Consider the following 23,695-nt stretch of genomic DNA (forward strand, 5'->3'; position numbering starts at 1 on the left):
TCGTTGCGTCAGAACTAGCTCTTGGGAGTGAACGCGGCCAGCGGTTCACTGTCGGACCAGTCATGGCCCCAGTAGCTGTCCGCCGTGATTTCCTCAGCGGTGTAGAAGGTTTCGTCGACAAGCATACCTTCGCAACCGAACTCGAGATCCCAGCCACCCGGTGCGCGCACGTAGAACGACACCATCTTGTCGTTCGTGTGGCGACCCAACGTCGAGGAGATCGAGAAGCCGAGCTTGGCAACACGATCGAGAGCCTGACCTACCGCGTCGAGAGTCTCGGCTTCCATCATCAGGTGCACGAGACCGGGCTCGTCCACCGGCGGCGCAGGGCACAGCGCCAGGCTGTGGTGGCGCTGGTTGACACCCATGAAGCGAACGCGGCGAGCCGGCGGCGGCGCATCGATACCGCCGAGACGGATGGAACCACGCGGGAGGAATCCGAGCACCTCGGTGTAGAAGGTGTACGCCTCGTCGAAACGCGTAACCGGAAGCACCACATGGCCGAGTCCCTGATCACCGGTGACGAAACGGCCGCCGTGTGGGGTGACCAACGGGCTGTGGTCGAGCACCGGCCCGAAGAAGACCTCGACGCGATTGCCATTGGGATCGTCGAATGCGATGACCTGCTCGGCATCGCGGTAGCTTGCGTCGACCTCGGAGAGGACCTCGACCTCGACTCCGGCCTTCTCTGCTGCTTCACGAACGCGCTGGAGCGCGAACTGATCTCGCACTTCCCAGCCCACTGCGAGGGCCTTGTCCGTCTCACCGGGCAGGACGATCAGTCGCGCACGACGCTCGTCCAGACGCAAGTAGAGGCCGTCGGCTTCCGGGCCACTACCGACCGCGAGGCCGAGTCCGTCGACCACGAGCTCGCGCCAGCGAGCCACGTCCTGCGTTTGGATCCTGAGATAGCCCAGGCCCCGAATTTCAGTCATGCCTAACCGTCCTTGCTTCGAGTAATTGTGGGACTAGATCATCGAGCGGTGGATGCCCTGCGGCTCGCCACCGAGCTGCGAGAGCGTCGACGAATGGAAAATCGAACCGGGTACATGGATCGCATGCGCCAAACCGGCATGCGCATCACGCCAGAACCGCTGCATCGGCGTGTTCAACTGCAACGCCCCACCACCGGAACGAGCAAAGATCTCATCCACCGCCCGCACCGCCCGCCACGCCGCAGCAGTCTGCGTACGCCGACCGATCGCACGAAGCTCGAACGAAACTTCCTGCCCCTTCTCGGTCATGTCCCAGAAACGATCCACCGTCTCCAAGATCGCAGCCCGAGAAGCAGCGATCTCGGCCGCAGCCTCACCGATCGCGAACAGCACGTACGGATCTTCCTTGATCGGAACACCACTGACCGTCACCCGCTCACGCTGCGCAGCCATGTTGCACGCCAACGCACCCTCGGCGATACCGATCAACGACGAGGTGATTCCCAGCGGGAAAATGCACGAGAACGGGAACTTGTACAGCGTCTCCGTACGGCCCGCTTCCTTCCACGCCGTCCCGTCGTACACCTTTCCGGCGTCGATCGTGCGGTAGGTGGGCAAGAACGCGTCCTTGACGATCAGGTCCTTCGACCCGGTTCCGCGCAGACCCACGACATTCCAGCTGTCCTGGTCGATGTCGTAATCGGAGCGCGGCAGCAGTACGTGCAGGTGCTTCGGCGGCATCAACGGCTTGCCGGATTCGTCACCGACCATCGCGCCGATCATGATCCAGTCACAATGATCGGTACCCGAGGAGAACGACCAACGACCGTTGAGGATGTAGCCACCCTCGACCGGCCTCGCAACACCCATCGGCGCATACGGTGACGCCATCCACGTATCGGGATCGGTTCCCCACACCTCTTCCTGAGCCTTGCGGTCGAAGAACGCAAGCTCCCACGGATGAACACCGACGATGCCGCTGACCCAGCCCGTGGCACCGTCCATCGCGCCGATAGCCATTGCCGTCTCGGCGAATTCACGCGGATGTGCCTCGAGGCCTCCGAATTCCTTCGGCTGGAACATCCGGATGACGCCGGAGTCGCGCAGGCGCTTCGCGCTGCCGTCCGTCAAGCGCATCAGCTTGTCGCCCTCGACTCCGTCGGCGCGGATCTCGTCGGCGAACTGTGAGATGTTGTCCAGAACCTGACCCATGATTTTTCCGGCTTTCTGGTTTCGGTACCCGGCGAGTGCCTAGGCAGAATGAAAATCTGTTGGTGAAACGGTGGCAGGTAGCCCGCCGAAGTGCAGAAACGCTTCCCGGTGAGTGGGAGCACCCCCTGTGCGCCTTTTTGGTAGTGGGAGCTACCAAAAAGGCGCACGGGGGCGAAGCCCCTTACTTGCCTTCTGGACGCGTCAGGAATGCCAAAACGGACGCGACCCAGGCGTCACGGGCTTCGATCATCGTCCAGTGTCCGCAGTTGGGGAAGATGTGAACTTCGCCGTTGGGGATGTCGCGCATCGGCAGTATCGCCATGTCCACGGGGCTGACGCGGTCGTCGCGTCCCCAGGTCAACAGCGTCGGCGCCTCGATCTTGTTCAGCTGCGCCCAGTACGGCACGGCGGTCGACGCAGCGGCAGCCGCGCCCATGGCGGCCATGGCCTTGCTGCTGTACATACGACGGGCGATCTCGAGCGTCGTCGGCTCGGTGGCCAGGGCCCAGCGCTCTTCGATGAGCTGCTCGGTGACGACCGCGCGGTCGAAGACCATCGAGTGCAGCCACCGGACCAGTGCTTCGCGGGTGGGGTTGTCGGTGAACTCCATGAGAAGTTTGATGCCTTCACCGGGACCGGGAGAGAAGGTGTTCTTGCCCATGCCGCCGATGGTGACGAGCTTGCTCACCCGGTGTGGTTCGTCGATCGCGACCTTGGTGGCGACGATGCCGCCCATGGAGTTGCCGATCATATGGACAGGTCCGAGGCCGAGGCCGTCGAGGAACATCCCCACCGATGCCTGCGCCATCATCATCGGGTGGTCGGGGCCGGGATCGCTGACGCCGAATCCGGGGAACTCGAGAACGTAGCAGTGGAAGTGCTCCGCGAAGTCCGCGAGAACGCCGCGGTAATTACGCCAACCGGTGACACCGGGGCCCGAACCGTGCAGCAGCAGGAGCGGCGGGCCGTCGCCGGCTTCGTGGTACCGGAGCACACCGAGATCGGTCTGCAGTTCCTTCAGGGTTCCCTCGTAGCTCAGTTCAGTCGTCATGGTCCGAACGGTGCCATCAGTGCCGCTGAGCTGCTATGACTCGTCCCGATCAGCGAGACAAGTCGATCTAAATACGTCAGATCCAGTGGTCGGACGACGCTGCCAGCAGGCGATCCATCGTCTCCGCCGAGAACGTATTGGTCGGAACGGGAGGCGTCTTGCGGCCGCGGCGAGGAGCGCCCAGTTCGGGGTACAACGTCCGCGAGACCTCGCGAGCCGCGTCGACGACCAGCGGAGCAACTCGCTCGAGCTGAGCGGTCCGCATGTCACCACACAACGCGATGCTGCCGACGGGACCCTCGTGTCCGCGAATCGCCGACGCCACACAAGCGACCCCACGCGCCGACTCACCGCGCTCGAAGGCCAGTCCCCGACGCTGACGGATCCGGTTCAGTTCCTGATGGAGCACGGCGACATCGGTGATCGTGTTCTCGGTGCAGCGGGGAAGAGCCGAACCGAACAGTGCGTCGACACGCTCGGGGTCGATCCACGCCAGCATCGCCTTGCCGCCGGCCGTCGAATGGGCGAGCACTCGGCCGCCGACGCGGGACGGTAGCGCCGCGGCGAACCGCCCGCCGACCTTGTCGAGGTAGACGCTCTCGCGCCCGTCGAGCACCGACAGATGAACAACCATGCCGGTCTGCAGGTGCAACTCGTGCAGAAGCGGCGCTGCGGCTTCGCGGATCTGGCTGTGGCCGCCGTCGCCACCACCGAGGCCGAGTGCACGGCGCCCGAGACAGTAGCCGAACGACGCGTGATCAACCCAGTCCAGTTTGACGAGCTGATCGAGAATGCGGTGGACGGTGGACCGCGGCAGCTGAGTGCGGCACGCGACCTCTTCCAGCGTCAGCCGCGCAGCGCGGCCGTCGAAGGCGTCGAGAATCAGTGTCATCCGCTCGACCATCGACGGCGGCAGATCCTTCTTGGGTTGCTCGGCGGCGGTCTGGACGGTGGACAGTGTGTCGTTCATGTCAACGATGGTCATGGACGCCTCCCGAAAACTGGAATTGATTCTACCGACTATAACCCAGGTCACAGTTTCTGGAAAGTGAATCAACCTTTTCGATCCCGATCAGCGGTAATTCACCTGCCTCCGCGTGAGCGGGAGGGTTATAAACGCCCGATGCACCTGGGAATCGTCACGCCGGTCCTGATTCAGCACCCGAGCACGCGTTCGGAGTGGGAGGCGAGCGCCGACATCGGTGAGATTGCCACAATTGCGGCCGCGGCGGATCGACTCGGTTTCCACCATCTGACCTGCAGTGAACATGTGGCGGTTCCAGAAGAGATCGCCACCGAACGTGGCGGAACCTACTGGGATCCGCTCGCCACCCTCGGTTTTCTCGCCGCACGTACGTCACGAATCCTGCTGGCGACGCAGGTGCTGGTACTGGGTTATCACCACCCCCTCGAGATTGCCAAGCGCTACGGAACGCTTGATCGCGTCAGCAACGGACGCTTGATACTCGGGCTCGGAGTGGGGACTCTGAAACAAGAATTCGATCTCATAAATGCTCCGTTCGTCGACCGAGGAGCGCGTGCCGACGACGCTCTCGCCGCCCTTCGGGCATCACTGTCGACGCCGACTCCGGAGTATCACGGCGAGTTCTACGACTACTCCGGATTGGTCGTCGAACCCCATGCCGTCCAGAAACGTGTGCCCCTGTGGATCGGCGGCCGGACCAAGAGATCGTTGCGCCGGGCCACCACACACGGCGACGGGTGGGTGCCGTTCGGGCTGCGATTCTCCGAACTGAAAGAAATGCTCGACGCCACGACACTCCCCGACGGATTCGACGTCGTCCTCCCCGCCGGCGCTCCGCTCGATCCTCTCGGCGATCCCGATTCCAGCGTCCGCGCCTTGACTCGCGTCCACGACGCCGGGGCGACCATCGCGAGTTGCTCGATCAGCGCTCGAAGCGCAGAACACTACTGCGAACAACTCGAGGAACTTCACCGAATCGCCCTCGCTGAGGGCTTCGCTTTCACCACCCCATGATTCGTCAACCTTCCTACGCAAAGGACGTACCGATGACCGACTCGACCGCCCTGATCGAATCCCTGCTCGCCCGAGTGGAATTGCTCGAGGACAAGCTCGCGATCACCGAACTGCTGACCACGTACAGCCCTGCCGTCGACAGCGGATCAGCCGACGAGGTCGCGAACCTGTGGCTCGAGGACGGCGTCTACGACGTCGATACCGGTGCGATGCACGGCCGCGGCGAACTGCGCGCGATGGTTCACAGCGCCTCACACCAGAACTGGATCATGAACGGCGCGGCTCACATGATGACACCCGCGCACATCCGCATCGACGGCAACAAAGCCGTCGCGACCTGCCATTCGCAGTTGGTCATCAAAGACCCCGAGAACCCGACTGGGTTCAAGGTCCTCCGCATCACCGCGAACCGCTGGGAACTGATCAAGACGGACGGCGAGTGGAAGGTCGAACTGCGTACCAACGCCCTCCTCGACGGCCGGCCCGAGGCCCGCGCTCTCCTGGCCGCCGGGGTGACGGCCTAACCCCCTGTGCGCGGTTAAGGACCCTCTGCGGTCACTGACCGCGCACAGCTGTTGAAAGTTCGGCTCCCCGAACTCTATAGTTCACTTATTCGAACCAACGGGTCCGAGTACGTGTGACCAGGAGACCGATGAGCACCAGTACGCAAGAGCCGACGACTCCACGCCGACGACCTACGGGGAGATCCATCGCCCTGCTCGGTCCGGCGTTCGTCGCGGCAATCGCGTACGTCGATCCGGGCAACGTCGCCGCCAACCTCACCGCCGGCGCCAAGTACGGCTACCTCCTCATCTGGGTACTCGTCCTCGCCAACGCGATGGCCGTCCTCGTGCAGTATCTGTCCGCGAAACTCGGTCTGGTCTCCGGCAGATCCTTGCCCGAAATGCTGGGTCAGCGCCTGCGTAAGAACAACCGTCGCGCGTTCTGGCTCCAGGCCGAGATGATGGCGATCGCGACCGACGTCGCCGAAGTCATCGGCGGCGCCATCGCACTCAACCTGCTCTTCAACATCCCGCTCTTCCTCGGCGGACTGATCACCGGATGCGTGTCGATGGTGATCCTGACGATCCAAAGTCGGCGCGGACAGCGCACTTTCGAGTTCGTGGTCATGGGATTGCTGGCCATCATCACCATCGGCTTCCTGACCGGGCTCGCCTTCACCGACGTCTCCGGGAGCGAAGCAGTCGCGGGACTGGTCCCCCGCTTCGAGGGAACCGAGACCGTACTGCTCGCCGCCAGCATGCTCGGAGCCACGGTCATGCCGCACGCGATCTACCTGCACTCCGCATTGGCGCGTGATCGCCACGGCCACATCAAACCTGGGCCACGGTTGCAGCGACTACTCAAAGTCACCCGTTGGGATGTCGTCGTCGCGTTGATCATCGCCGGTGGCGTGAACATCGGCATGCTGCTTCTGGCCGCTTCGGCGCTGCGCGGAGTACCCGGCACCGACACCATCGACGGTGCGCATGCCGCGATCGAGAATTCACTCGGCCCGGGCGTAGCCGTGGTGTTTGCGATCGGACTCCTCGCCTCCGGACTCGCGTCGACCTCCGTGGGATGCGCGGCCGGCGCCGAGATCATGCATGGTCTTCTGGCCATTCGCATTCCGGTGATCACACGCCGAATCGTCACTCTCATACCGGCACTGATCGTGCTCGGACTCGGCGTCGACCCGACGCTGGCACTCGTGCTCAGCCAAGTGGTCTTGAGCCTGTGCATCCCCTTCGCGATCATCCCGCTGGTGCGAATGACCTCGGACCCCGAACTCATGGGCGACGCGCGAAATGCCCCGATCACGACCGTCGCGGCGTGGATTGCGGCGGGCTTGATCGTTGCACTCAACGTCGCTCTGCTGGTTCTGACGGTGACAGGCTAGAGCACCGGAGCCACCCAACGCGTCCCTCACAAACGCGCTCGACGGCTCCGGCCGGACTAGGAGGCTTGCTCGGCGAGAGTGGCCTTGGCCCAGCGGTAATCGGCCTTTCCGCTGGGAGAACGCCTGATCGACGGAACGTTCATGACGGTGCGCGGCACTTTGTACCGAGCGACCTGCGACGCGCAATGCTCACCGATCTCGGCAGCGTCCGGGACGTCGAAGCCTTCGCGGGTCGTGATGACCGCAGCGACGCGCTCACCGAACTTCGCATCCGGAATTCCCGCGACCAGAGCGTCGAGCACAGCCGGGTGACTCTTGAGCGCCTGCTCGACCTCTTCCGGATACACCTTCTCCCCGCCGGTGTTGATGCACTGAGAACCACGTCCCAGCAAGACGATCGAGCCGTCGGCTTCCACGCGTCCGACGTCGCCGAGCACCGACATCCGCACCCCGTCGATCACCGGGAACGTAGCCGCGGTCTTGACCGGATCATTGAAGTAGCCGACAGGCACGTGACCACTGCGAGCGATGTAACCGGTCTCGGGGGATCCGGGCTCCAGCGGCCGCATCCTTTCGTCCACGACGCGGGTCTCGTCGCGAGCGGCGATGCGCATCAGGCCGTCTTCGCCGATCTCGAGATTGCCGTCGACGCCCGACTCCGAGGAGCCGAATCCGTCGCGGATCACCAGGTTCGGAAGTATCGACTTGAACTGCTCCCGCAGTGAGAGCGAGAACAAGGCTCCGCCGGACGAGACCATTCCGACCGTGCTGAGGTCGTAATCTGCTGCGTTTGCAGCCAATTCGTCTGCGAGCGGACGAGCCATGGCGTCTCCGACGACGGTGATGGAGACTGCCTTCTCACTCCCGGCGAGCTGCAGGGTCGTCTTCGCGTCGAACCGCGCCATGAGAATTGCGTTGGCGCCCATGAAGAATCCGGTGAACAGCGAGTACGACGCCGCACCGTGCATCAGGGGTGCGGTACTGAGCATGTTCATCGCGGGAACGTTCGGCACCGCGGCGAACAGAGCCTCGGCGGTCGTGTGCGGCGGACCGAACGGATTTCCGCCGGTGAGCGCCGCGAAGTAGAAGTCCTCGTGACGCCACATGACACCCTTGGGCATACCCGTCGTGCCGCCGGTGTAGATGACAAAGAGGTCGTCGTTGCTGCGGGGCACGAAGTCACGAGTAGCGGGCTGCTCCGCGGCAGCGTCAGCATATCGAACGACGTCGACGCCTTCGATGTCGCGGACCACCGACTCGCCGACGACAACGACGTGTTTGATGCCAGGTGCTGCCGGGAGAACAGTCTCCACGACGGGAACGAACTCCTCGTCCACGATCAGCGCTACCGACTGCGAATCGTTGTACAGGTAGGTCAGTTCGGCGTCGACGTAGCGATAGTTGACGTTGATCGGGACCGCTCGGATCTTGAGGCAACCGAGCAAACTTTCCACGAACTCGATGCTGTTGCGCATGTGCAGAGCGACGTGATCGCCCGGCCCGACACCAACACTCGCCAAGTGGCGGGCAATGCGGTTCGATCCTTCGTCCAGTTCGACGTAGGTGCGACGACGGCCATCGCACACGAGCGCCGTGCGGTCCGGAATCAGATCCGAAATGCCCTCGTACAGATCTGCCAAATTCAGTGACACTGCTGGTGCCTTCCTTGATGTCCGGCCCGGTGAATTCGGAGCCGACCCTACTGCGTTTTCGGTGAGAACTATCCGACCCTGGAGCCGACGAATGCGGCCGAGAACTGAGCGGATCGGGGGTGACGCAAATGCGTACGCGGTGGGATCGCCGCGTCGCCCCAAGGTGGCATGCGCCGCTCGTGACCCAGATCACCGCTCCCGCTCAGTGAGACTACTCGTCTTTCGGCCGACCTTCTGCTCAAAACTAGAACTAATTCTGATTTTGCTCGAATGTTTTTTCGGAACGACAACCGAACTCTCGACTTCAAATTAGAATGAATACTACTTTTGTTGAACCTACTCGCCAGACCGGATCGAAGGAGCACGACATGACGCAATCACTGAGCTTGGAAGGCAAAGTTGCCGCCGTCACCGGCGCCGGCGCCGGCCTGGGTCGCGCCGAGGCGCTCGGACTCGCCGCTGCCGGCGCAGCCGTCATCGTCAACGACATGGGCGCAGCGGCCAACGACGTGGTCGACGAGATCAAGGCAGCAGGCGGACGGGCACTCGCCATCACCGGCGACGTCTCCGATTGGTCACTCGGCGGGCGCATCATCGAAGAGGCCGTCAAGAACTTCGGATCCTTCGACATCCTCGTCAACAATGCAGGCATCCTGCGCGACAAGATGATCTTCAACCTGACCGAATCCGATTGGGACGACGTCATCCGTGTACACCTCAAGGGTCACGCCGCCACCTCACACGCAGCCGCAGTCCACTGGCGCGCAGCCAGCAAGGCAGCCGACGCACCGGTCTACGGCCGCATCATCAACACCTCTTCCGAAGCCTTTCTCTTCGGCAGCGCCGGACAGCCCAACTACTCGGCAGCCAAGGCCGGTATCACCGCGCTGACGCTCTCGAGCGCAGCAGGTCTCTCCCGCTACGGCGTCCGCACCAACGCAATCTGCCCCCGCGCCCGCACCGCCATGACGGCAGAAGCCTTCGGGGAGAACAACACCGGCGTCGTCGGCCTCGATCCTCTTGCACCCGAGCGCGTCGCGACCCTGGTCAGCTACCTCGCATCCCCCGATTCCGACGAGATCAACGGTCAGGTCTTTGTCGTCTACGGCAAGATGGTGGCGTTAATGGAAGCACCCAAGGTCGAGAATCGTTTCGACGCAGCCGGATCCGCGTTCACGGTCGAAGAACTCGGTGGCCAGCTCTCGTCCTACTTCTCAGGCCGTGGGCCGTACGAGACCTACGCCGCCTACAGCGTCGCCGGCCTCGAAAAGATCGCACTTGCAGTCGACGAGACCGCAACAGTTTAAGCAGCACTGACGAAGAGGAGCGTTTTCATGAGGTTGAACGGCAAGGTAGCGATCGTCACCGGCGGCGCCGGTGGAATCGGTCGTGCCATCACCCGAGTCTTCGCCCGTGAAGGCGCGAAGGTCCTGTTCGTCGACATCAACGACGAGCAGGGCCAGGCCCTCGAACAAGAACTGGCCGGCTCCGGCAAGTTCCTGAACGTCGACCTTGCTGCCGCCGGTTCGGCCGAGCAGATCCGTGACGCCGCGCTCGAAGCCTTCGGCAAGCTCGACATCCTGGTGAACAACGCTCACGCATCCCGTCAGGCTCCGTTGCTCGAAACCACGCAGGACATGTTCGACCTGTCCTTCAACACCGGTTTCTACCCCGTTGTCCACCTCATGCAGGCGTGCCACGACGAACTCGCGAAGACCAAGGGTTCGGTCGTCAACTTCGCATCGGGTTCAGGTTTGGACGGAATGCCCACCCAGACGTCCTACGCTGCGGCCAAGGAAGCTGTGCGAGGCTTGACGCGCGTCGTCGCCAACGAGTGGGCGCCAGAAGGTATTCGGGTCAACGTGGTCTGCCCGTTCGCCGCCACCGAAGGCGTCGTCAAGTGGCAGGAAGCCTTCCCCGAGCGCGCAGCCGCATCGGTTGCCAAGGTACCTCTCGGACGCATCGGTGATCCCGAAACCGACATCGCTCCCGTCGTGGTATTCCTGGCGAGCGAGGATTCCAAGTACATGACCGGACAGACATTGATGGCCGACGGCGGCAGCATCAAATTGCGATGAGCGAAATACTTCTCGGTGGGCTCAGCTCACCGAGAAGAGTTTCGCAGCGTTGTCGTGCACGACGGCTCGCAGCCATTCGTCTCCGAGATCGAAGCGCGTAACCGCCTGCAAGGCTGTGAGATACGGGTACGGGATGTTGGGGAAGTCGCTACCGAACAGGATGCGGTCCTGCATGTCGACGAGCCGTGACACGTCGCCCTTCGGGAAGGCACACTGCTCTTCCGTGAAGTCGGTGAAGGCCATGGTGGTATCCAGGCGAACGTTGCCGTAAGACTCTGCAAGATCGAGGAATTCGCTGTACTCGGGCATCCCCATGTGCGCGACGATCAACGACAGACGCGGGTACCGTGACAACAGCGAAGCAATGCGATCAGGTCCCGTGTACTCCCCCGGCGCCGGTCCCGAACCACAGTGGATCACGATGGGCGTCTCGGAGTCCTCGAGCTGACCCCAGACCTTGTCGAGCAGAGGGTCGTTCGGATCGTAGTTGCCGACCTGGATGTGGGACTTGAAGATTCGCGCGCCCGACTCCAACGCCTTTCCGACGTACGACGCCGCCGACTCCTCGGGATAGAACGTGGCCGTGTGCAGGCAATCAGGTGTTTGCGCGGCAAACTCGACGGCCCACTGGTTGAGCCACTCGGCCATCGCGTGCTTGTGGGGGTAGATCATCGACGTGAAAGCCCGGACGCCGAACTCGCGGAGACGGTGCACCCGCTCCTCCTCGGCAAGTCGGTAGGCGATGGGCCATGGTCGACCGATCATCGGTCCCGCGGAATCGAAGTAGCCCCACACCTTGTCCATGACGCTCTTCGGCATGAAATGGGTATGGACGTCGATCACGCCCGGAACACCCAACTCGCGCCAGAAAGCCCGAACCTCGGCAATCTCGTCCGGTCCGGTCGATGGGACCTCTTCGGTACACACGTCTGACACCCCTTTCGTTCGCTCGACCATACCGAGTGCCGTCGCGCTCACCGGGACAGGTCGTTGACGGCCCGCCATGAGCACCCGAGTGTGAACCCATCTTGCCGATCACCGTTGGAGGTTTAATGTCTCAGGCCGAGTCCGAAGTGGGGTCGATCAGTGCCGTCGAGGAACTGCTCGCAATCGAGGAAATCAAACGTGTCTTCGCCGCGCGCCTACGCTGCATGGACACCAAGCAGTGGCACGTCTACCCGACCCTGCACACCGCAGACGTCGTCAGCAAGACGTGGGGCGGTCTCCCGACGGACAAGCAACCCAAGACCGGTGACACCTCGAACCAGGTAGTGGGCATCGACAAACTCACCGCGGCAATTCGGAACATGCTCGACGGCGACATCCCCCTCACCACAGCGCACCACGCACACACTCCCGAAATCGTGCTGACCTCGCCCACCACCGCAACCGGTATCTGGGCGATGGAGGACATGTTGTGGTGGAACGACGGCGAGAAAGAGCTGCATCTGCACGGCTACGGCCACTACCACGAGGAATACCGCAAAGAAGACGGTAAATGGCTGATCAGCTATCGAACTCTCACGCGACTCCGTGTCGACCAGGACCCCGGATTCTTCCGATTCATGAAAGCGCTGTGACGAAGTGACCAACCCGCTGTTCAAACCGCTCCGCATCCGTTCGCTCGAACTGTCCAACCGAATAGTCATGTCGCCGATGACGCGCACGTACTCCATCGAAGGTGTGCCCGGCGGCGACGTTGCCGACTACTACCGCCGACGCGCTGAGGGCGGCACCGGGTTGATCGTCACCGAAGGCGTCGCGATCGATCACGAGACTGCTGTCGATCACGCCAACGTCCCCAACCTCCACACCCCCGCTGCGCAGGCTGGATGGCGCAAGGTCGTCGACGACGTGCACGCGGCGGGCGGCAAGATCGTGCCTCAGCTCTGGCACGTCGGACCGCTGTGGGGCGCGATGACGCAGATGGACCCTTCACTCAAGCCGATGCGCCCCTCCGGTGAATGGGGCCCGCTCGGCGTCACCTCGTACTCCGCTGCCTACGTCGAACGCGCGCAGGCGAGCACCGAAGCGATGACCGAGCAGGACATCCAGGACGTCATCGACGCGTATGTCCGTAGCGCGAAGCACGCCGTCGAACTCGGCTTCGACGGTATCGCGATCCACGGCGGTCACGGCTACCTCCTCGATTCCTTCTTCTGGGAGGGCACCAACCAGCGCGACGACGCGTGGGGCGGCGACCTGGAGCGTCGTACCAAGTTCCCGGCCGCCGTCGTCGCTGCGATCCGCGCGGCCATCGGACCGGATCTGCCGATCATCTACCGTTTCTCGCAGCACAAGCAGCAGGATTTCACCGCGAAGATCGCGGAGACCCCCGAGGAGTTGGGCGTCATCCTGGGCGCGCTGGTCGACGCCGGAGTCGACGTTCTCGATGCCAGCATCAGGCGCTTCGACGTCCCCGCCTTCGAGGGCAGCGATCTCTCACTGGCCGGTTGGGCAAAGAAGCTGACCGGTGCCGTCACGATGGCCGTCGGTAGCGTGGGGATCGGAAAGTCACTGCGCGACAGCCGCATCGAAGGCGTTGCGCCGGTGGTGGACAACATCCCGCAACTCGAAGAGCGCATCGGCAGTGGTGAGTTCGATCTGATTGCGATCGGCCGTCTCCATCTCGCCGATCCTGCGTTGGCGACGACCCTGCGCGCGGGCGGTCCGCTGCCGGCTTTCGATCGAGCGGTGCATGAGGGCAGCTTGATCTAGGGGCTCCGCCCCTGTGCGCCTTTCCGGTAGTTCGCACTACCAAAAAGGCGCACAGGGCCGAAGGCCTTTATGTTCGACCCATGACTACTTTCAACGCCTGGGTCGCCCGCGACAGCGACGGCACCATCGACTTCGCCCCCGAAACCGTCGACGAATCCATCCTCCCTGCAGGTGAGGTCACCATTCGCGTCGAGTATTCGAGCGTCAACTACAAGGACGCGCTCGCGGTCACCCCGAAGGGCGGGGTGGTTCGCGACTACCCGATCGTCCCCGGCATCGACGTTGCCGGCGAGGTCATTGCCTCCGAGTCCGACGCGTTCGCCCCCGGCGACAAGGTCGTGGCCCACGGGTACGAGATCGGGACCGCCCGTAACGGCGGCTACGCGGAGATCGCCCGGCTGCCTGCCGAGTGGGTCGTGAAGCTCGACGGCATCTCCACTGCCGACGCTGCTGCAATCGGCACGGCCGGATTCACCGCGGCCATGAGTGTCCAAGCCATTCTGGCCAGCGGAGTGAAGCCCGCCGACGGTCCGGTACTGGTGACGGGAGCGAGCGGCGGAGTCGGCACCGTCAGCGTCGACCTTCTGGCAAGCGCAGGCTTCGACGTGGTCGCCTCCAGCGGCAAGCCCGGCGCGGCAGACCTTCTGACGTCACTCGGTGCGTCTTCGGTGTTCGGCCGGCTCCCCGAAGATCCCGACGCCAAGCCTCGCCCGCTCGGAAAATCTCAGTGGGCGGCGGCCGTCGACTGCGTCGGTGGGAAGACCCTCGCTCACGTTCTGAGCACGATCAACTACGGCGGTGTTGTGGCCGCCAGCGGATTGACCGGCGGCGCCGCGCTGCCTACGACCGTGCTGCCGTTCATTCTCCGCGGAGTCTCACTGCTGGGCATGGACTCGGTATTGATGCCGATCGAACCCCGTCGTGCACTGTGGGCACGTCTGGGCTCCGACCTTGCGCCACGTCATCTGAAGGAAATCACGAACCTCGTTGCCGTCCGCGACGTCGTCTCGGTGATCGATCAGGTACGCGAGGGCAAGTACACGGGCCGGGCGCTCGTTCAGGTTGCCGACGGTTTCTGAACCGCTCAGAAAAGTGTGAACAGATCTGCCGGTTCTTCGGACGTCGTGGACTTCTCTTTGTACGAGGAGTCCACGACGGTGGGTTCCTTCTTCACCGGCGCCGCAAGCGGGACCGACGCGATGTCCCCCGAGACGATGGCGCGTGCGGCTTCGCCGGCCAACTTGTCTGCCATCTCGTTGTAGTGGTTGCCGACGTGCCCGCGCACCCAGCGAAAGCGCACCGGTCCGACACGGTCGGTGATGGCTCGGTCGATGCTCTGCACCAGTTCCAGATTCTTGACCGCCCCACCGCCCGCGGTCTTCCAACCCTTGCGCTTCCAACTGGGCAACCATTCGGAAGCGCACTTGATGGCGTACTGCGAGTCGGATTCGATGAGCAGAGGATCCCCACCCGGATGCGCAACGACGGCCTCGAAGAGGGCACGCAACTCGGCAATCTGGTTGGTGCCGGACGCTTCTCCGCCCGACATACTCGGACCCTCGTGATTGACCCACGCCCAGCCGATAGCCCCACCGGGGTTTCGCAGACAGGATCCGTCGGTGCTCACGATGATCATGGCTCGGACAATACGTTGCGCCACCGACACACGCCTTAACGGAGGATGGACGGTGGCGATACGCTGACCTCGATGACGCCGCTATCTCCGGCCGACGAAGTCACGGTGACTTCTCAGCGACCACTCGATGCCGCGCTGACGCTCAGCCCGCATCAGCGCGGACCCGGCGACCCCGCACATCGGCGGTCCGCCGACGGAGCGATCTGGCGAGTTTCCCGCCAACTTTCGGGTCCTGTGACCTACCGCATCACACAGTCGGATCGGCACATGGTCCGCGTGCAGGCGTGGGGTCCCGGTGCCACGGAATTATTGGAAGGCGCCGAAGCGCTGCTCGGCCTCGACGACGAAGCCGAAGATTTTGCCCCCGAACATCCCAAGCTCGCCGAAGCTCATCGACGCTTCCCTCATCTGCGCATCGGCCGCACCCGCCGCGTCATGGAAGCTCTCGTTCCCGCGGTCCTCGAGCAACGAGTTCACGGCATCGACGCGTTTGCCGCGTGGCGCCGCCTGCTGACCAAGTTCGGTGAGCGCCCACCCGGCCCCGCGCCCGACGGAATGCGAGTCCCACTCACCGCGGACCAATGGCAACGAATGCCGTCATGGGAGTTTCATCGCGCAAATGTCGATCCCGCGAGATCCAAGACGATCGTTCAGTGCGCTCGCGTCGCCGACCGCCTCGAGCAGGCGTCATCGTTCCCCAGGGCCGAAGCGACCCAACGATTGCGAGCGGTGCCCGGCGTCGGGATCTGGACTGCCGCCGAAGTGGCTCAGCGCGCCTTCGGCGATTCCGACGCACTCTCGGTCGGCGACTACCACCTCGCTGCCGTCGTCGGGTGGTCACTACTGGGTGAACCGATCGACGACGCCGAGATGGTGCAGTACCTCGCTCCTCTCCAACCGCATCGATACCGCGCCGTGCGGCTTCTGCAGGTCAGCGGCCAAGCCGTCAAACCCAAGTTCGGTCCGCGAACTGCCGTTGCCGACCACCGCTGGCACTGAGGGACTGCACCGAGAACCAGGAGATAAGAAATGTCGACCCGATACGCACACATCGCCTTCTCCCCCGCTGCGGTGGAGCGTCAGCGGTCGACCGGGAGTTTCACCGTCTACGGTTCGAGACTCGATCAGCCCGACGAAGGTCCGATGGAATTCGATTTCCGCGCTCAGGGATTCGTGAAATCCGTGGATTCCTTCTTCATGTCCACGGTGACGCCCGACGGTTGGCCGTACGTCCAACATCGCGGCGGCCCGCGCGGATTCCTGCATGTGTTGGGCCCGAATCGAATCGGATTCGCCGATCTCCCCGGCAATCAGCAATTCGTGACGCTCGGCAATCTGGAAGAGAACAATCGCATCTCGCTGTTCGTCATCGATTACCCGACGCGAACGAGATTGAAGATCTACGGGCGTGCGCACGTGATCGAAGCAGACGAGGACCCTGAACTGCTGCAACAACTCTTGCAGGTCCCTGGCGGCACCATGACAGCAAAAGCGCAGCGCTCCATCGTCGTCGAGGTCGAAGCGTTCGACTGGAACTGCAGTCGAAACATCACACCTCGCTTCGACAAGGAGCGCATGGACGAATCCCTCGCTCTGGCACGCCAACCCCTGCAAGCCGAGGTCGATCGGCTTACTGCCGAGGTCGAAGAATTGCGTGCGCGGTTGTCGAAAAACGAATGAGACTGTGCGGTTTCAGGGCACCCGGAGTCGGGTAGCCACCAAACACGGCCCGTCGCGCGGAGACGACGGGTCCCGTTGTGCCCGAGGAGGTCCGCACGATCGATCCAGACGGTGGAGTTCTGGTTAACGAACTGCACCGCCACCATTCACGACTGGTTCCACACAGACAGATTGGCCGTCCCCATGAAACTGTCCCGAACTCTCACCATGTCCGTTCTCGTTGTCGCCGCTGTCGGCGCTGGAGCCGGCACCGCGGTCGCAGCGCCCCCGAATGCGGGCTTCGATCCGTCCCAACCCCTACTGACCCCGACCGCCGAGTCGAACAGCCAGGCGGCGTTGATGCTCTTCCCCGGTAACGATCCGAAGCAAGCCGCGTTCGACACGATGGCCAACGAGGTCAATATCGGCTGGAACAACGGCGGCGTGCAGTCGACGCTCATCGGAGCCAACCTCGGCGTCGGAATCGGTTGCCTGTCGATCTTCCCGAACTTCATCGCCGGCTGCATCGTCGGTGGAGTCATCGGCACGGTTGCCGGGGTCGGCGCGGGAATCACCAACGGAAACCCGAACGCTGCGCCGGCCGTCGAGAAGTTCTTCGCGACTCCTTGAGAGACGCTCAGCTGTGCGTGTGCCCGGGGCTGGGTGTCTCGTCGTGAAAATGTGTGGCACCGATCGAATGCAACAGTTGGTGAACGGTGTCGTCTGCCAGTTGGTATCGCATCGATCGGCCGTCGCGCGTCGCGCTCACCCACCCCTGGCTACGCAGTAGCCGCAGCGCATGTGAGACGGCAGTGCCGCTCATCCCCAGCGCCACAGACAGGTCCGTGACGCAGATACCCGGTGCGTGGTGAAGGCAGAGCAGTAGACGCAGACGGTTTGCGTCGGAGAGCAACTCGAAGCGACCGGACCAACTGGTGACGTCCAGACCCTCGAGTGCAGCCCTGGCGCGACGAACATCCTCGATGCTCAGCGCGCCGCTGGTGTCTGCTGCACCTGCATTCGTCAACCGACTGCCTCCGTAGAACTTCCGATCCCCGGCGCAAGTGTACCCAGAAGCGAACCTCGTCAGGCAGACTCCACCACGGCCGCCATGCCCTGGCCACCGCCGATACACATGGTCAACAGTGCTTTTCTGCCGCCGCGTCGGCCGAGTTCGTGAAGCGCGGTTGTTGCCATACGCGCACCCGTCGCTCCCACGGGGTGCCCGAGCGAGATGCCGGAACCGTTGACGTTCAGGCGATCGAGGTCCTCGAAGCCCCATTCCTTCACGACGCCGAGAACCTGGCACGCAAACGCCTCGTTCAGCTCGACCAGATCGAAGTCGGCAAAGCCTGCCCCTGTTCGAGCAAACAGTTTCGAGACGGCGGCAACCGGCCCGAGGCCCATCAGCGCCGGTTCACAACCGGCCGCGGCCCAGCTGTCGAGGAACCCGATGGGTTCCAGCCCCAGCTCGTCCAGACGATCCTCGGCGACCACCAACATCGCTGCCGCAGCGTCGTTCTGCTGGCTGGCGTTACCGGCGGTCACGACGCCTCCCTGTGTCACCGCACGCAGCCGTGCCAGGGTTTCGAGTGAGGTATCCGGACGGATCCCCTCGTCAGCACGAAACTGTGTGACGTTCCCTTTTCGATCAGTCTGTTCGACGGCAACGATTTCGGCATCGAATCGGCCGGAATCTCTTGCCAGTGTAGCTTTTCGGTGACTCTCGACGGCAAAGGCGTCCGACTCATCCCGCGTGATCCCGCAGCGTGCCGCGACGTTCTCGGCCGTTTCGATCATTCCGCTGATCCGGCCGAAACGCCACTCGGGTTGCGAGCGCTCTCGACCACGATCGAGGCGGTCGAACAGTTGCAGCCCACCGGATTTGGTGCCCCACCGCGCTCCGGTGGTGTAGTGCTCGATCCCGCTCATCGATTCGACGCCACCCGCGAGAACCACGTCGGCCGCACCCGTCTGGACCATCATGGCCGCGGTAACGATGGCCTGCAGACCCGTTCCACATCGGCGATCCGTCTGGAAGCCGGCTACCGAAATCGGCAACCCTGCCTCGAGCGCCGCCCACCTTCCGATGCACGGTGCCTCCGAATTGGCATACGACTGCCCCATCGCGACGTCGTCGATGCGGGACGGATCGATTCCGCTACGACGCACGGTCTCCTTGACGACAGTGGCGGCCAAACTTTCCGCAGGCACGTCACGAAGTGCCCCTCCGAAACGGCCCACCGCGGTTCTGACCGGCGCGACCAATGCTGCTCGTTTCACAACTGACCTCGAATCTCGTTCTGGAAGAATGGAAAAGGATTCAGGAGACCAATAGGCGCACGGTATCCGCCACCAGCGCAGGTTTACCCGCTCCTTCGATTTCGATCGTGTACCGCACGACAATCGTCGCGCCCTTCGCGGTGCGCTCGAAGGAAAGAATCTCCGCACCTGCCCGCACCGAAGAACCGACCTTGACCGGTTCGGGGAATCGCACCTTGTTGCTGCCGTAGTTCACGGTCATGGAGATTCCGTCGACACGCATCACCTGAGCGCCGAGCACCGGCAACAACGAAAGAGTCAGATAGCCGTGGGCGATGGTTCCGCCGTACGGCCCCTGCGCTGCGCGCTCGGGATCCACGTGAATCCACTGGTGATCCTCGGTGGCGTCGGCGAACTTGTCGATCCGATCCTGCGTGACCGGGAACCACGCGCTGTAGCCCAAGTGCTCACCGACAGCCGTCTCCACGTCGTCGATTCCATTGAAAATTCGCATAGTTGTCTCCTGAAAGGTGTTGAACAGCAAAGAAAAGCAACAGCGCCCGGCGCAGCTCTAATGTGCGCCCCGGCGCAGTGTCACCCGATACGTGTACTGCTCCGGCAAGAAGTAACTCACCGACAACTCGTTGGCGACGCCCTGCGCGTTGGAGTACAACCGGTCTACCCGCAACATGGCGTGCCCGATCTCGCAATCGACGTCCCTGGCTACGTCCGCCGTCGCCGGGGACACCGTGATCGATTGTGCTGCTTCGACAATCGGACTGTCGATCAGCGGTTCCAGTAGGCCGATCACCGTGTTGGCGCTGACTGCACCGGCAGCCATGGCAGGAAGGTCGATGATCTGACGAGCTATCGCCTCCGGCAGATGCGCCGTCGTCTGGACGAACGGAACTCCTTCGTGTATCCGCCGGAAGACCACGGTGTACACGACGTCGGTGTCGAGCCGAAGCCGACTGGCAGCCTCGATGTCCACGCGCCGTTGCAGCGGTGACACTACTTCCATCGTCGTATCCCGTGAAAGGTTCATGAGATCTTCGATGGACCCGAGATGACGGAGATAGCGGCCACTGTTCTCGGTCACGAACGTTCCGCGCCCGGGTACCCGGTACACGATGCCCTCGGCAACGAGGTCGTGAAAGGCTCGGCGGACGGTCTGTCGGCTCACGCCATGATGCTGCGCCAGTTCGGATTCGGTGGGCAGTTGAATGCCGTCGCGGTAGGTACCGGCAGAGATCTGCTGACGAAGCTCACGAGAGAGGCGTTGGTACGCCGGCTCCGTCTCTCTTTCCTTACCGCTCATAGCGACATGATCCTACTTGCTCACCGGGCCGTCACAGACCGCCGCGGGCAACCAACTGCGAAACGATCACGTTTCGCTGAATTTCGTTGGTTCCCTCACCGACGATCATCAGCGGTGCATCGCGGAAGTACCGCTCGACGTCGTACTCCGTCGAGTAGCCGTAACCACCGTGGATGCGGACGGCGGACAACGCGATTTCCATTGCCACCTCGGAGGCGTACAGCTTGGCCATGCCTGCCTCCATGTCGCATCGCTCGCCGCTGTCGTACATTTGCGCCGCGTGCCAGGTCAGCTGCCGTGCCGCAGTCAACTTGGTTGCCATGTCGGCGAGATAGTTCCCGATCGACTGGTGCTTCCAGATCGGCTGCCCGAAGCTCTCGCGCTGCTGCGCGTAGGCAAGCGAATCCTCGAGGGCAGCCGTGGCGACGCCCAGCGCACGGCAGGCCACCTGGATACGGCCGGTTTCGAGCCCCTTCATCATCTGCCCGAATCCCTTGCCAGGAGTGCCACCGAGAATGGCCGACTCGGAGATTCGGTAGTTGTCGAAGGACAGTTCACAACTCTCGACGCCCTTGTACCCGAGCTTCGGGAGATCGCGGGACACGGTCAGTCCTTCGCCGTGCTCGACGAGAACGATCGAGATGCCCGCATGCCGAGGGCTTGCACTGGGATCGGTCTTGCACAGCAAGGCGATCACGCCGGACCGGCGGGCATTGGTGATCCACGTCTTCGCCCCGTTGACGACCAGATCTGTGCCGTCACTCTTGGCGTTGGTCGTCATGGCCTGCAGATCGGAGCCACCGCCGGGCTCGGTGAGCGCCATGGTTGCCCGGATCTCACCATTTGCCATTCGCGGCAGGTATTTCACCTTCTGCTCTTCAGTGCCGAACAGTGAGATGAGCTTCGCGACCACCGTATGACCGCCCATCGCTCCCGCCAGGGACATCCACCCTCGCGACAGTTCCTGCGTCACCTGCGCATAACAAGGCATGGACACTGGCGATCCGCCGTACTCCTCGGGAATCGCGAGACCGTAGATCCCGATCTGCTTCATCTGATCGATCCACTTCTCGGGATACTCGTTCGCGTGCTCCACCTCCTGGACCGTGGGCTTGACCTCTCGGTCGACGAACCGGCGAACGGTTTCGATCAGGAATGTCTCTTCGTCGTTGAGCTTGAGCATGAATCCGCCTCGACTTGAAAAAAGTTTGTACGGCCATATTTCGATATTGTTCGCGCAATGTCAATACCGCTCCTTGACATGGATACGCAGCAACTGCCAGCATCGAGGCAGTTCGGTACACATCAACGCCGTTCACGGCAACTCTTCACATTCACAACTGGCCGTACATTTGAGCCCAGATCGAGGTAATCGACACACATGGACGAGAACCACTACCGCTCGACCAGACGCCGCGCGTCCCTGGTCGCACCGGGTTCGGACGAGTGCAAGGCGCGCAAAGCCATCGCATCGAGCGCAGACGAGGTGATTCTCGACCTCGAGGATGCCGTCACTTCGGCAAACAAGGACCTGGCGCGAGCCCTCGTCACCGCACTGGTGCAGGAGTTCGGTGCGACGCGCACCATCTCGGTGAGGATCAACGGCCTGGCCACGCCGTGGGCCCGCAACGACCTGATCGCCTGCGGCACCCTCGGAGAATCGCTGACGAGCGTGATCGTCCCGAAGGTCGAGTCCGCCGACGAACTCCTCGAGGCCGAGCACATCCTCTTCGCTGCCGGTGGGCACCACACCACCCTTCAAGCCCTGATCGAAACTCCGCTCGGCGTCCAGAATGCCGACTCCATCGCCCGCGCGACTCCTCGTCTGCAGGCCGCGATCATCGGATACGCCGATCTCGGTGCAGCGCTGGGTCGCTCACGCTCGGCACTGCCCGAACACTGGCTTGCCGTCCAGGACAGAATCCTGATCGCCTGCCGCGCAGCCGGCGTCGCCGCCATCGACGGACCCTTTCTCGGCATCACCGACGACGACGCCTTCCGCCGCGCCGCGCACTGGACCAGCGCTCTCGGGTTCGACGGCAAATGGGTCATCCACCCGGCGCAGATCGACTCGGCCACTACCGCATTCACTCCTTCGGACGACGCCGTCAATGACGCCAGACGGGTGTTGACCGCACTCGAAGAAGCCGAAACCCTGGGTTCCGGCGCCGCCCAGCTCGACGGTCAGATGCTCGACGAAGCTGTGGCCGTGGCAGCGCGTCGTACGCTTGCCCGAGCCGAAGGAGTCACCGTATGAGCGAGTACTACGTAGGAGGACCGTACTTCGACGACCTCACCCACGGTCAGATCTTCGACGAAGCACCAGCGGTGACGTTGACCAGTGGACTCGCCGCCTCCCATCAGGCGATCCTCGGTGACCGCATGCGCTTGCCGCTCGACGCACACTTGTCGTCGAGCGTCACAGGTTCCGCTGCACCAGTGGCGAATCCAGGACTGGTCACCGACGTCGCCATCGGCCAGTCAACCGTGGTCACACACCACGTCAAGGCGAACCTCTTCTACCGCGGACTGCGATTCCACCGTTTCCCGGTACTCGGTGACACCCTGTACACGCGCACCGAGGTTGTCGGTCTACGCGAGAACTCGGCCAAGCCGGGACGCGGCGCCACCGGACTTGCCGCGCTACGGATGACGTCTGCTGATCAGAACGGCAACACGGTCCTCGACTTCTACCGCTGCGCCATGCTCCCCCTGAGCCCCGACCCGATCGAGACGAGAACTCGCCACGCCGACGACCTCTCCGTGATCGGTCCGTCCGAACCGGCGCCGTACGTATCACCTGACGGCTGGGACCTCGACATATATCGCGAGCGGGTACCCGGCAGGCACTTCGAGTCGGATATGGTGGGCTCGGTATTCCGTAGCAGCGGCGACGTCGTCACCAGTGCACCCGAACTTGCCCGGCTGAGCTTGAACATCGCAGCGACGCACCACGACGATCGCGTCGGCGCCCACGGTCGCCTCGTCTACGGCGGCCACACCATCGGAATTGCACTTGCCCAGGCAACTCGCGCTCTGCCCAACGTGGTGACGGTTCTCGGATGGCACTCGTGCGATCACACCGGACCCGTTCACGAGGGCGACACCCTCACGAGCGAACTGCACGTCGAAAGTTCGTCGCCCCTCGAACACGGAACCGCAGTGCAACTGCGTTCACTCGTGTTCTCCCACAATGCTTCTGCAACACAGACTCCGGTTCTCGACTGGCGTTTCACCGTGTTGATGGCATGATCGCACACTCTTCTATCACGGAG

The 23,695-nt window shown here is 63.1% G+C and carries 25 protein-coding genes; 13 read left to right on the forward strand and 12 right to left on the reverse strand.

Annotated features, from left to right (window positions below):
- Positions 1–14 precede the first annotated feature (14 nt).
- From bphC to ACSW29_RS18320, 4 genes are all read right to left on the reverse strand, one after another.
- The gene (bphC, locus tag ACSW29_RS18305; protein WP_347874757.1) at positions 15–935 is read right to left on the reverse strand and encodes a biphenyl-2,3-diol 1,2-dioxygenase; all 921 of its coding nucleotides are present in this window, start codon (positions 933–935) and stop codon (positions 15–17) included.
- A gap of 33 nt (positions 936–968) precedes the next feature.
- Entirely contained in the window at positions 969–2,147 is a 1,179-nt protein-coding gene (locus ACSW29_RS18310; protein WP_211917771.1) for an acyl-CoA dehydrogenase family protein, read from the reverse strand.
- A gap of 181 nt (positions 2,148–2,328) precedes the next feature.
- Positions 2,329–3,198: an alpha/beta fold hydrolase gene (locus tag ACSW29_RS18315; protein WP_448277937.1), complete on the reverse strand. Its 870-nt coding sequence runs from the start codon at positions 3,196–3,198 to the stop codon at positions 2,329–2,331.
- A gap of 76 nt (positions 3,199–3,274) precedes the next feature.
- The gene (locus tag ACSW29_RS18320) at positions 3,275–4,183 is read right to left on the reverse strand and encodes an IclR family transcriptional regulator (RefSeq protein ID WP_448277938.1); all 909 of its coding nucleotides are present in this window, start codon (positions 4,181–4,183) and stop codon (positions 3,275–3,277) included.
- A 138-nt stretch (positions 4,184–4,321) separates the two neighbouring features.
- On the opposite strand from ACSW29_RS18320, the gene ACSW29_RS18325 reads away from it, so the two are divergent.
- The 3 genes from ACSW29_RS18325 (at position 4,322) to ACSW29_RS18335 (ending at position 7,097) form a co-directional block, all read left to right on the forward strand.
- Positions 4,322–5,197, forward strand: coding sequence for a TIGR03619 family F420-dependent LLM class oxidoreductase (locus tag ACSW29_RS18325; RefSeq protein ID WP_448277939.1), 876 nt, complete (start codon positions 4,322–4,324; stop codon positions 5,195–5,197).
- 32 nt (positions 5,198–5,229) lie between these two features.
- On the forward strand, positions 5,230–5,721 hold the full coding sequence (locus ACSW29_RS18330; protein WP_003939809.1) for a nuclear transport factor 2 family protein: 492 nt from the start codon (positions 5,230–5,232) through the stop codon (positions 5,719–5,721).
- A gap of 128 nt (positions 5,722–5,849) precedes the next feature.
- Positions 5,850–7,097: an Nramp family divalent metal transporter gene (locus tag ACSW29_RS18335; RefSeq protein WP_095973170.1), complete on the forward strand. Its 1,248-nt coding sequence runs from the start codon at positions 5,850–5,852 to the stop codon at positions 7,095–7,097.
- 56 nt (positions 7,098–7,153) lie between these two features.
- Here ACSW29_RS18335 and ACSW29_RS18340 read toward each other — a convergent pair whose 3' ends face one another.
- A complete protein-coding gene (locus tag ACSW29_RS18340; RefSeq protein WP_448277940.1) occupies positions 7,154–8,749 on the reverse strand; it encodes an acyl-CoA synthetase in 1,596 nt (531 codons plus the stop codon).
- A gap of 368 nt (positions 8,750–9,117) precedes the next feature.
- On the opposite strand from ACSW29_RS18340, the gene ACSW29_RS18345 reads away from it, so the two are divergent.
- Both ACSW29_RS18345 and ACSW29_RS18350 read left to right on the forward strand, forming a co-directional pair.
- Positions 9,118–10,056: a 3-oxoacyl-ACP reductase gene (locus ACSW29_RS18345; RefSeq protein WP_448277941.1), complete on the forward strand. Its 939-nt coding sequence runs from the start codon at positions 9,118–9,120 to the stop codon at positions 10,054–10,056.
- Positions 10,057–10,083: 27 nt separating this feature from the next.
- Positions 10,084–10,827: an SDR family NAD(P)-dependent oxidoreductase gene (locus ACSW29_RS18350; protein WP_019745385.1), complete on the forward strand. Its 744-nt coding sequence runs from the start codon at positions 10,084–10,086 to the stop codon at positions 10,825–10,827.
- Positions 10,828–10,848: 21 nt separating this feature from the next.
- Here ACSW29_RS18350 and ACSW29_RS18355 read toward each other — a convergent pair whose 3' ends face one another.
- Complete coding sequence (locus tag ACSW29_RS18355; protein WP_448278171.1) at positions 10,849–11,784, reverse strand: amidohydrolase family protein; 936 nt, start codon at positions 11,782–11,784, stop codon at positions 10,849–10,851.
- Positions 11,785–11,879: 95 nt separating this feature from the next.
- On the opposite strand from ACSW29_RS18355, the gene ACSW29_RS18360 reads away from it, so the two are divergent.
- The 3 genes from ACSW29_RS18360 to ACSW29_RS18370 all read left to right on the forward strand — a co-directional run bounded on the left by ACSW29_RS18360 (position 11,880) and on the right by ACSW29_RS18370 (position 14,624).
- Positions 11,880–12,407, forward strand: coding sequence for a nuclear transport factor 2 family protein (locus tag ACSW29_RS18360; RefSeq protein ID WP_347874765.1), 528 nt, complete (start codon positions 11,880–11,882; stop codon positions 12,405–12,407).
- A gap of 4 nt (positions 12,408–12,411) precedes the next feature.
- Positions 12,412–13,545 (forward strand): oxidoreductase, encoded by a 1,134-nt coding sequence (locus ACSW29_RS18365; RefSeq protein WP_448277942.1) that lies wholly within the window; start codon positions 12,412–12,414, stop codon positions 13,543–13,545.
- A gap of 80 nt (positions 13,546–13,625) precedes the next feature.
- On the forward strand, positions 13,626–14,624 hold the full coding sequence (locus tag ACSW29_RS18370; RefSeq protein WP_448277943.1) for an MDR family oxidoreductase: 999 nt from the start codon (positions 13,626–13,628) through the stop codon (positions 14,622–14,624).
- A 5-nt stretch (positions 14,625–14,629) separates the two neighbouring features.
- On the opposite strand, the gene ACSW29_RS18375 is transcribed toward ACSW29_RS18370, so the two are convergent.
- Positions 14,630–15,181 (reverse strand): ribonuclease H family protein, encoded by a 552-nt coding sequence (locus ACSW29_RS18375; RefSeq protein WP_448277944.1) that lies wholly within the window; start codon positions 15,179–15,181, stop codon positions 14,630–14,632.
- A gap of 45 nt (positions 15,182–15,226) precedes the next feature.
- Between ACSW29_RS18375 and ACSW29_RS18380 the strand changes: the two genes are divergently transcribed.
- The 3 genes from ACSW29_RS18380 to ACSW29_RS18390 all read left to right on the forward strand — a co-directional run bounded on the left by ACSW29_RS18380 (position 15,227) and on the right by ACSW29_RS18390 (position 17,470).
- The gene (locus ACSW29_RS18380; RefSeq protein ID WP_448277945.1) at positions 15,227–16,180 is read left to right on the forward strand and encodes a DNA-3-methyladenine glycosylase family protein; all 954 of its coding nucleotides are present in this window, start codon (positions 15,227–15,229) and stop codon (positions 16,178–16,180) included.
- 30 nt (positions 16,181–16,210) lie between these two features.
- A complete protein-coding gene (locus ACSW29_RS18385) occupies positions 16,211–16,861 on the forward strand; it encodes a pyridoxamine 5'-phosphate oxidase family protein (RefSeq protein WP_347874769.1) in 651 nt (216 codons plus the stop codon).
- Positions 16,862–16,972: 111 nt separating this feature from the next.
- On the forward strand, positions 16,973–17,470 hold the full coding sequence (locus tag ACSW29_RS18390; protein WP_019745392.1) for a glycine zipper family protein: 498 nt from the start codon (positions 16,973–16,975) through the stop codon (positions 17,468–17,470).
- A 7-nt stretch (positions 17,471–17,477) separates the two neighbouring features.
- On the opposite strand, the gene ACSW29_RS18395 is transcribed toward ACSW29_RS18390, so the two are convergent.
- The 5 genes from ACSW29_RS18395 to ACSW29_RS18415 are packed head-to-tail and all read right to left on the reverse strand — an operon-like array spanning position 17,478 to position 21,603.
- Positions 17,478–17,867: an ArsR/SmtB family transcription factor gene (locus ACSW29_RS18395; RefSeq protein WP_448277946.1), complete on the reverse strand. Its 390-nt coding sequence runs from the start codon at positions 17,865–17,867 to the stop codon at positions 17,478–17,480.
- A gap of 59 nt (positions 17,868–17,926) precedes the next feature.
- On the reverse strand, positions 17,927–19,123 hold the full coding sequence (locus ACSW29_RS18400) for an acetyl-CoA C-acetyltransferase (RefSeq protein ID WP_448277947.1): 1,197 nt from the start codon (positions 19,121–19,123) through the stop codon (positions 17,927–17,929).
- Positions 19,124–19,163: 40 nt separating this feature from the next.
- A complete protein-coding gene (locus ACSW29_RS18405) occupies positions 19,164–19,616 on the reverse strand; it encodes a MaoC family dehydratase (protein WP_347874772.1) in 453 nt (150 codons plus the stop codon).
- Positions 19,617–19,673: 57 nt separating this feature from the next.
- Entirely contained in the window at positions 19,674–20,420 is a 747-nt protein-coding gene (locus tag ACSW29_RS18410; RefSeq protein WP_003940169.1) for a GntR family transcriptional regulator, read from the reverse strand.
- Positions 20,421–20,451: 31 nt separating this feature from the next.
- Positions 20,452–21,603: an acyl-CoA dehydrogenase family protein gene (locus tag ACSW29_RS18415; protein ID WP_347874774.1), complete on the reverse strand. Its 1,152-nt coding sequence runs from the start codon at positions 21,601–21,603 to the stop codon at positions 20,452–20,454.
- 198 nt (positions 21,604–21,801) lie between these two features.
- On the opposite strand from ACSW29_RS18415, the gene ACSW29_RS18420 reads away from it, so the two are divergent.
- The gene (locus tag ACSW29_RS18420) at positions 21,802–22,677 is read left to right on the forward strand and encodes an HpcH/HpaI aldolase/citrate lyase family protein (RefSeq protein WP_448277948.1); all 876 of its coding nucleotides are present in this window, start codon (positions 21,802–21,804) and stop codon (positions 22,675–22,677) included.
- Positions 22,674–23,672: a MaoC family dehydratase gene (locus ACSW29_RS18425; protein WP_448277949.1), complete on the forward strand. Its 999-nt coding sequence runs from the start codon at positions 22,674–22,676 to the stop codon at positions 23,670–23,672. The genes ACSW29_RS18420 and ACSW29_RS18425 overlap by 4 nt, the downstream gene beginning before the upstream one ends.
- Positions 23,673–23,695 lie beyond the last annotated feature (23 nt).

Source organism: Rhodococcus sp. GB-02 (assembly GCF_053470465.1).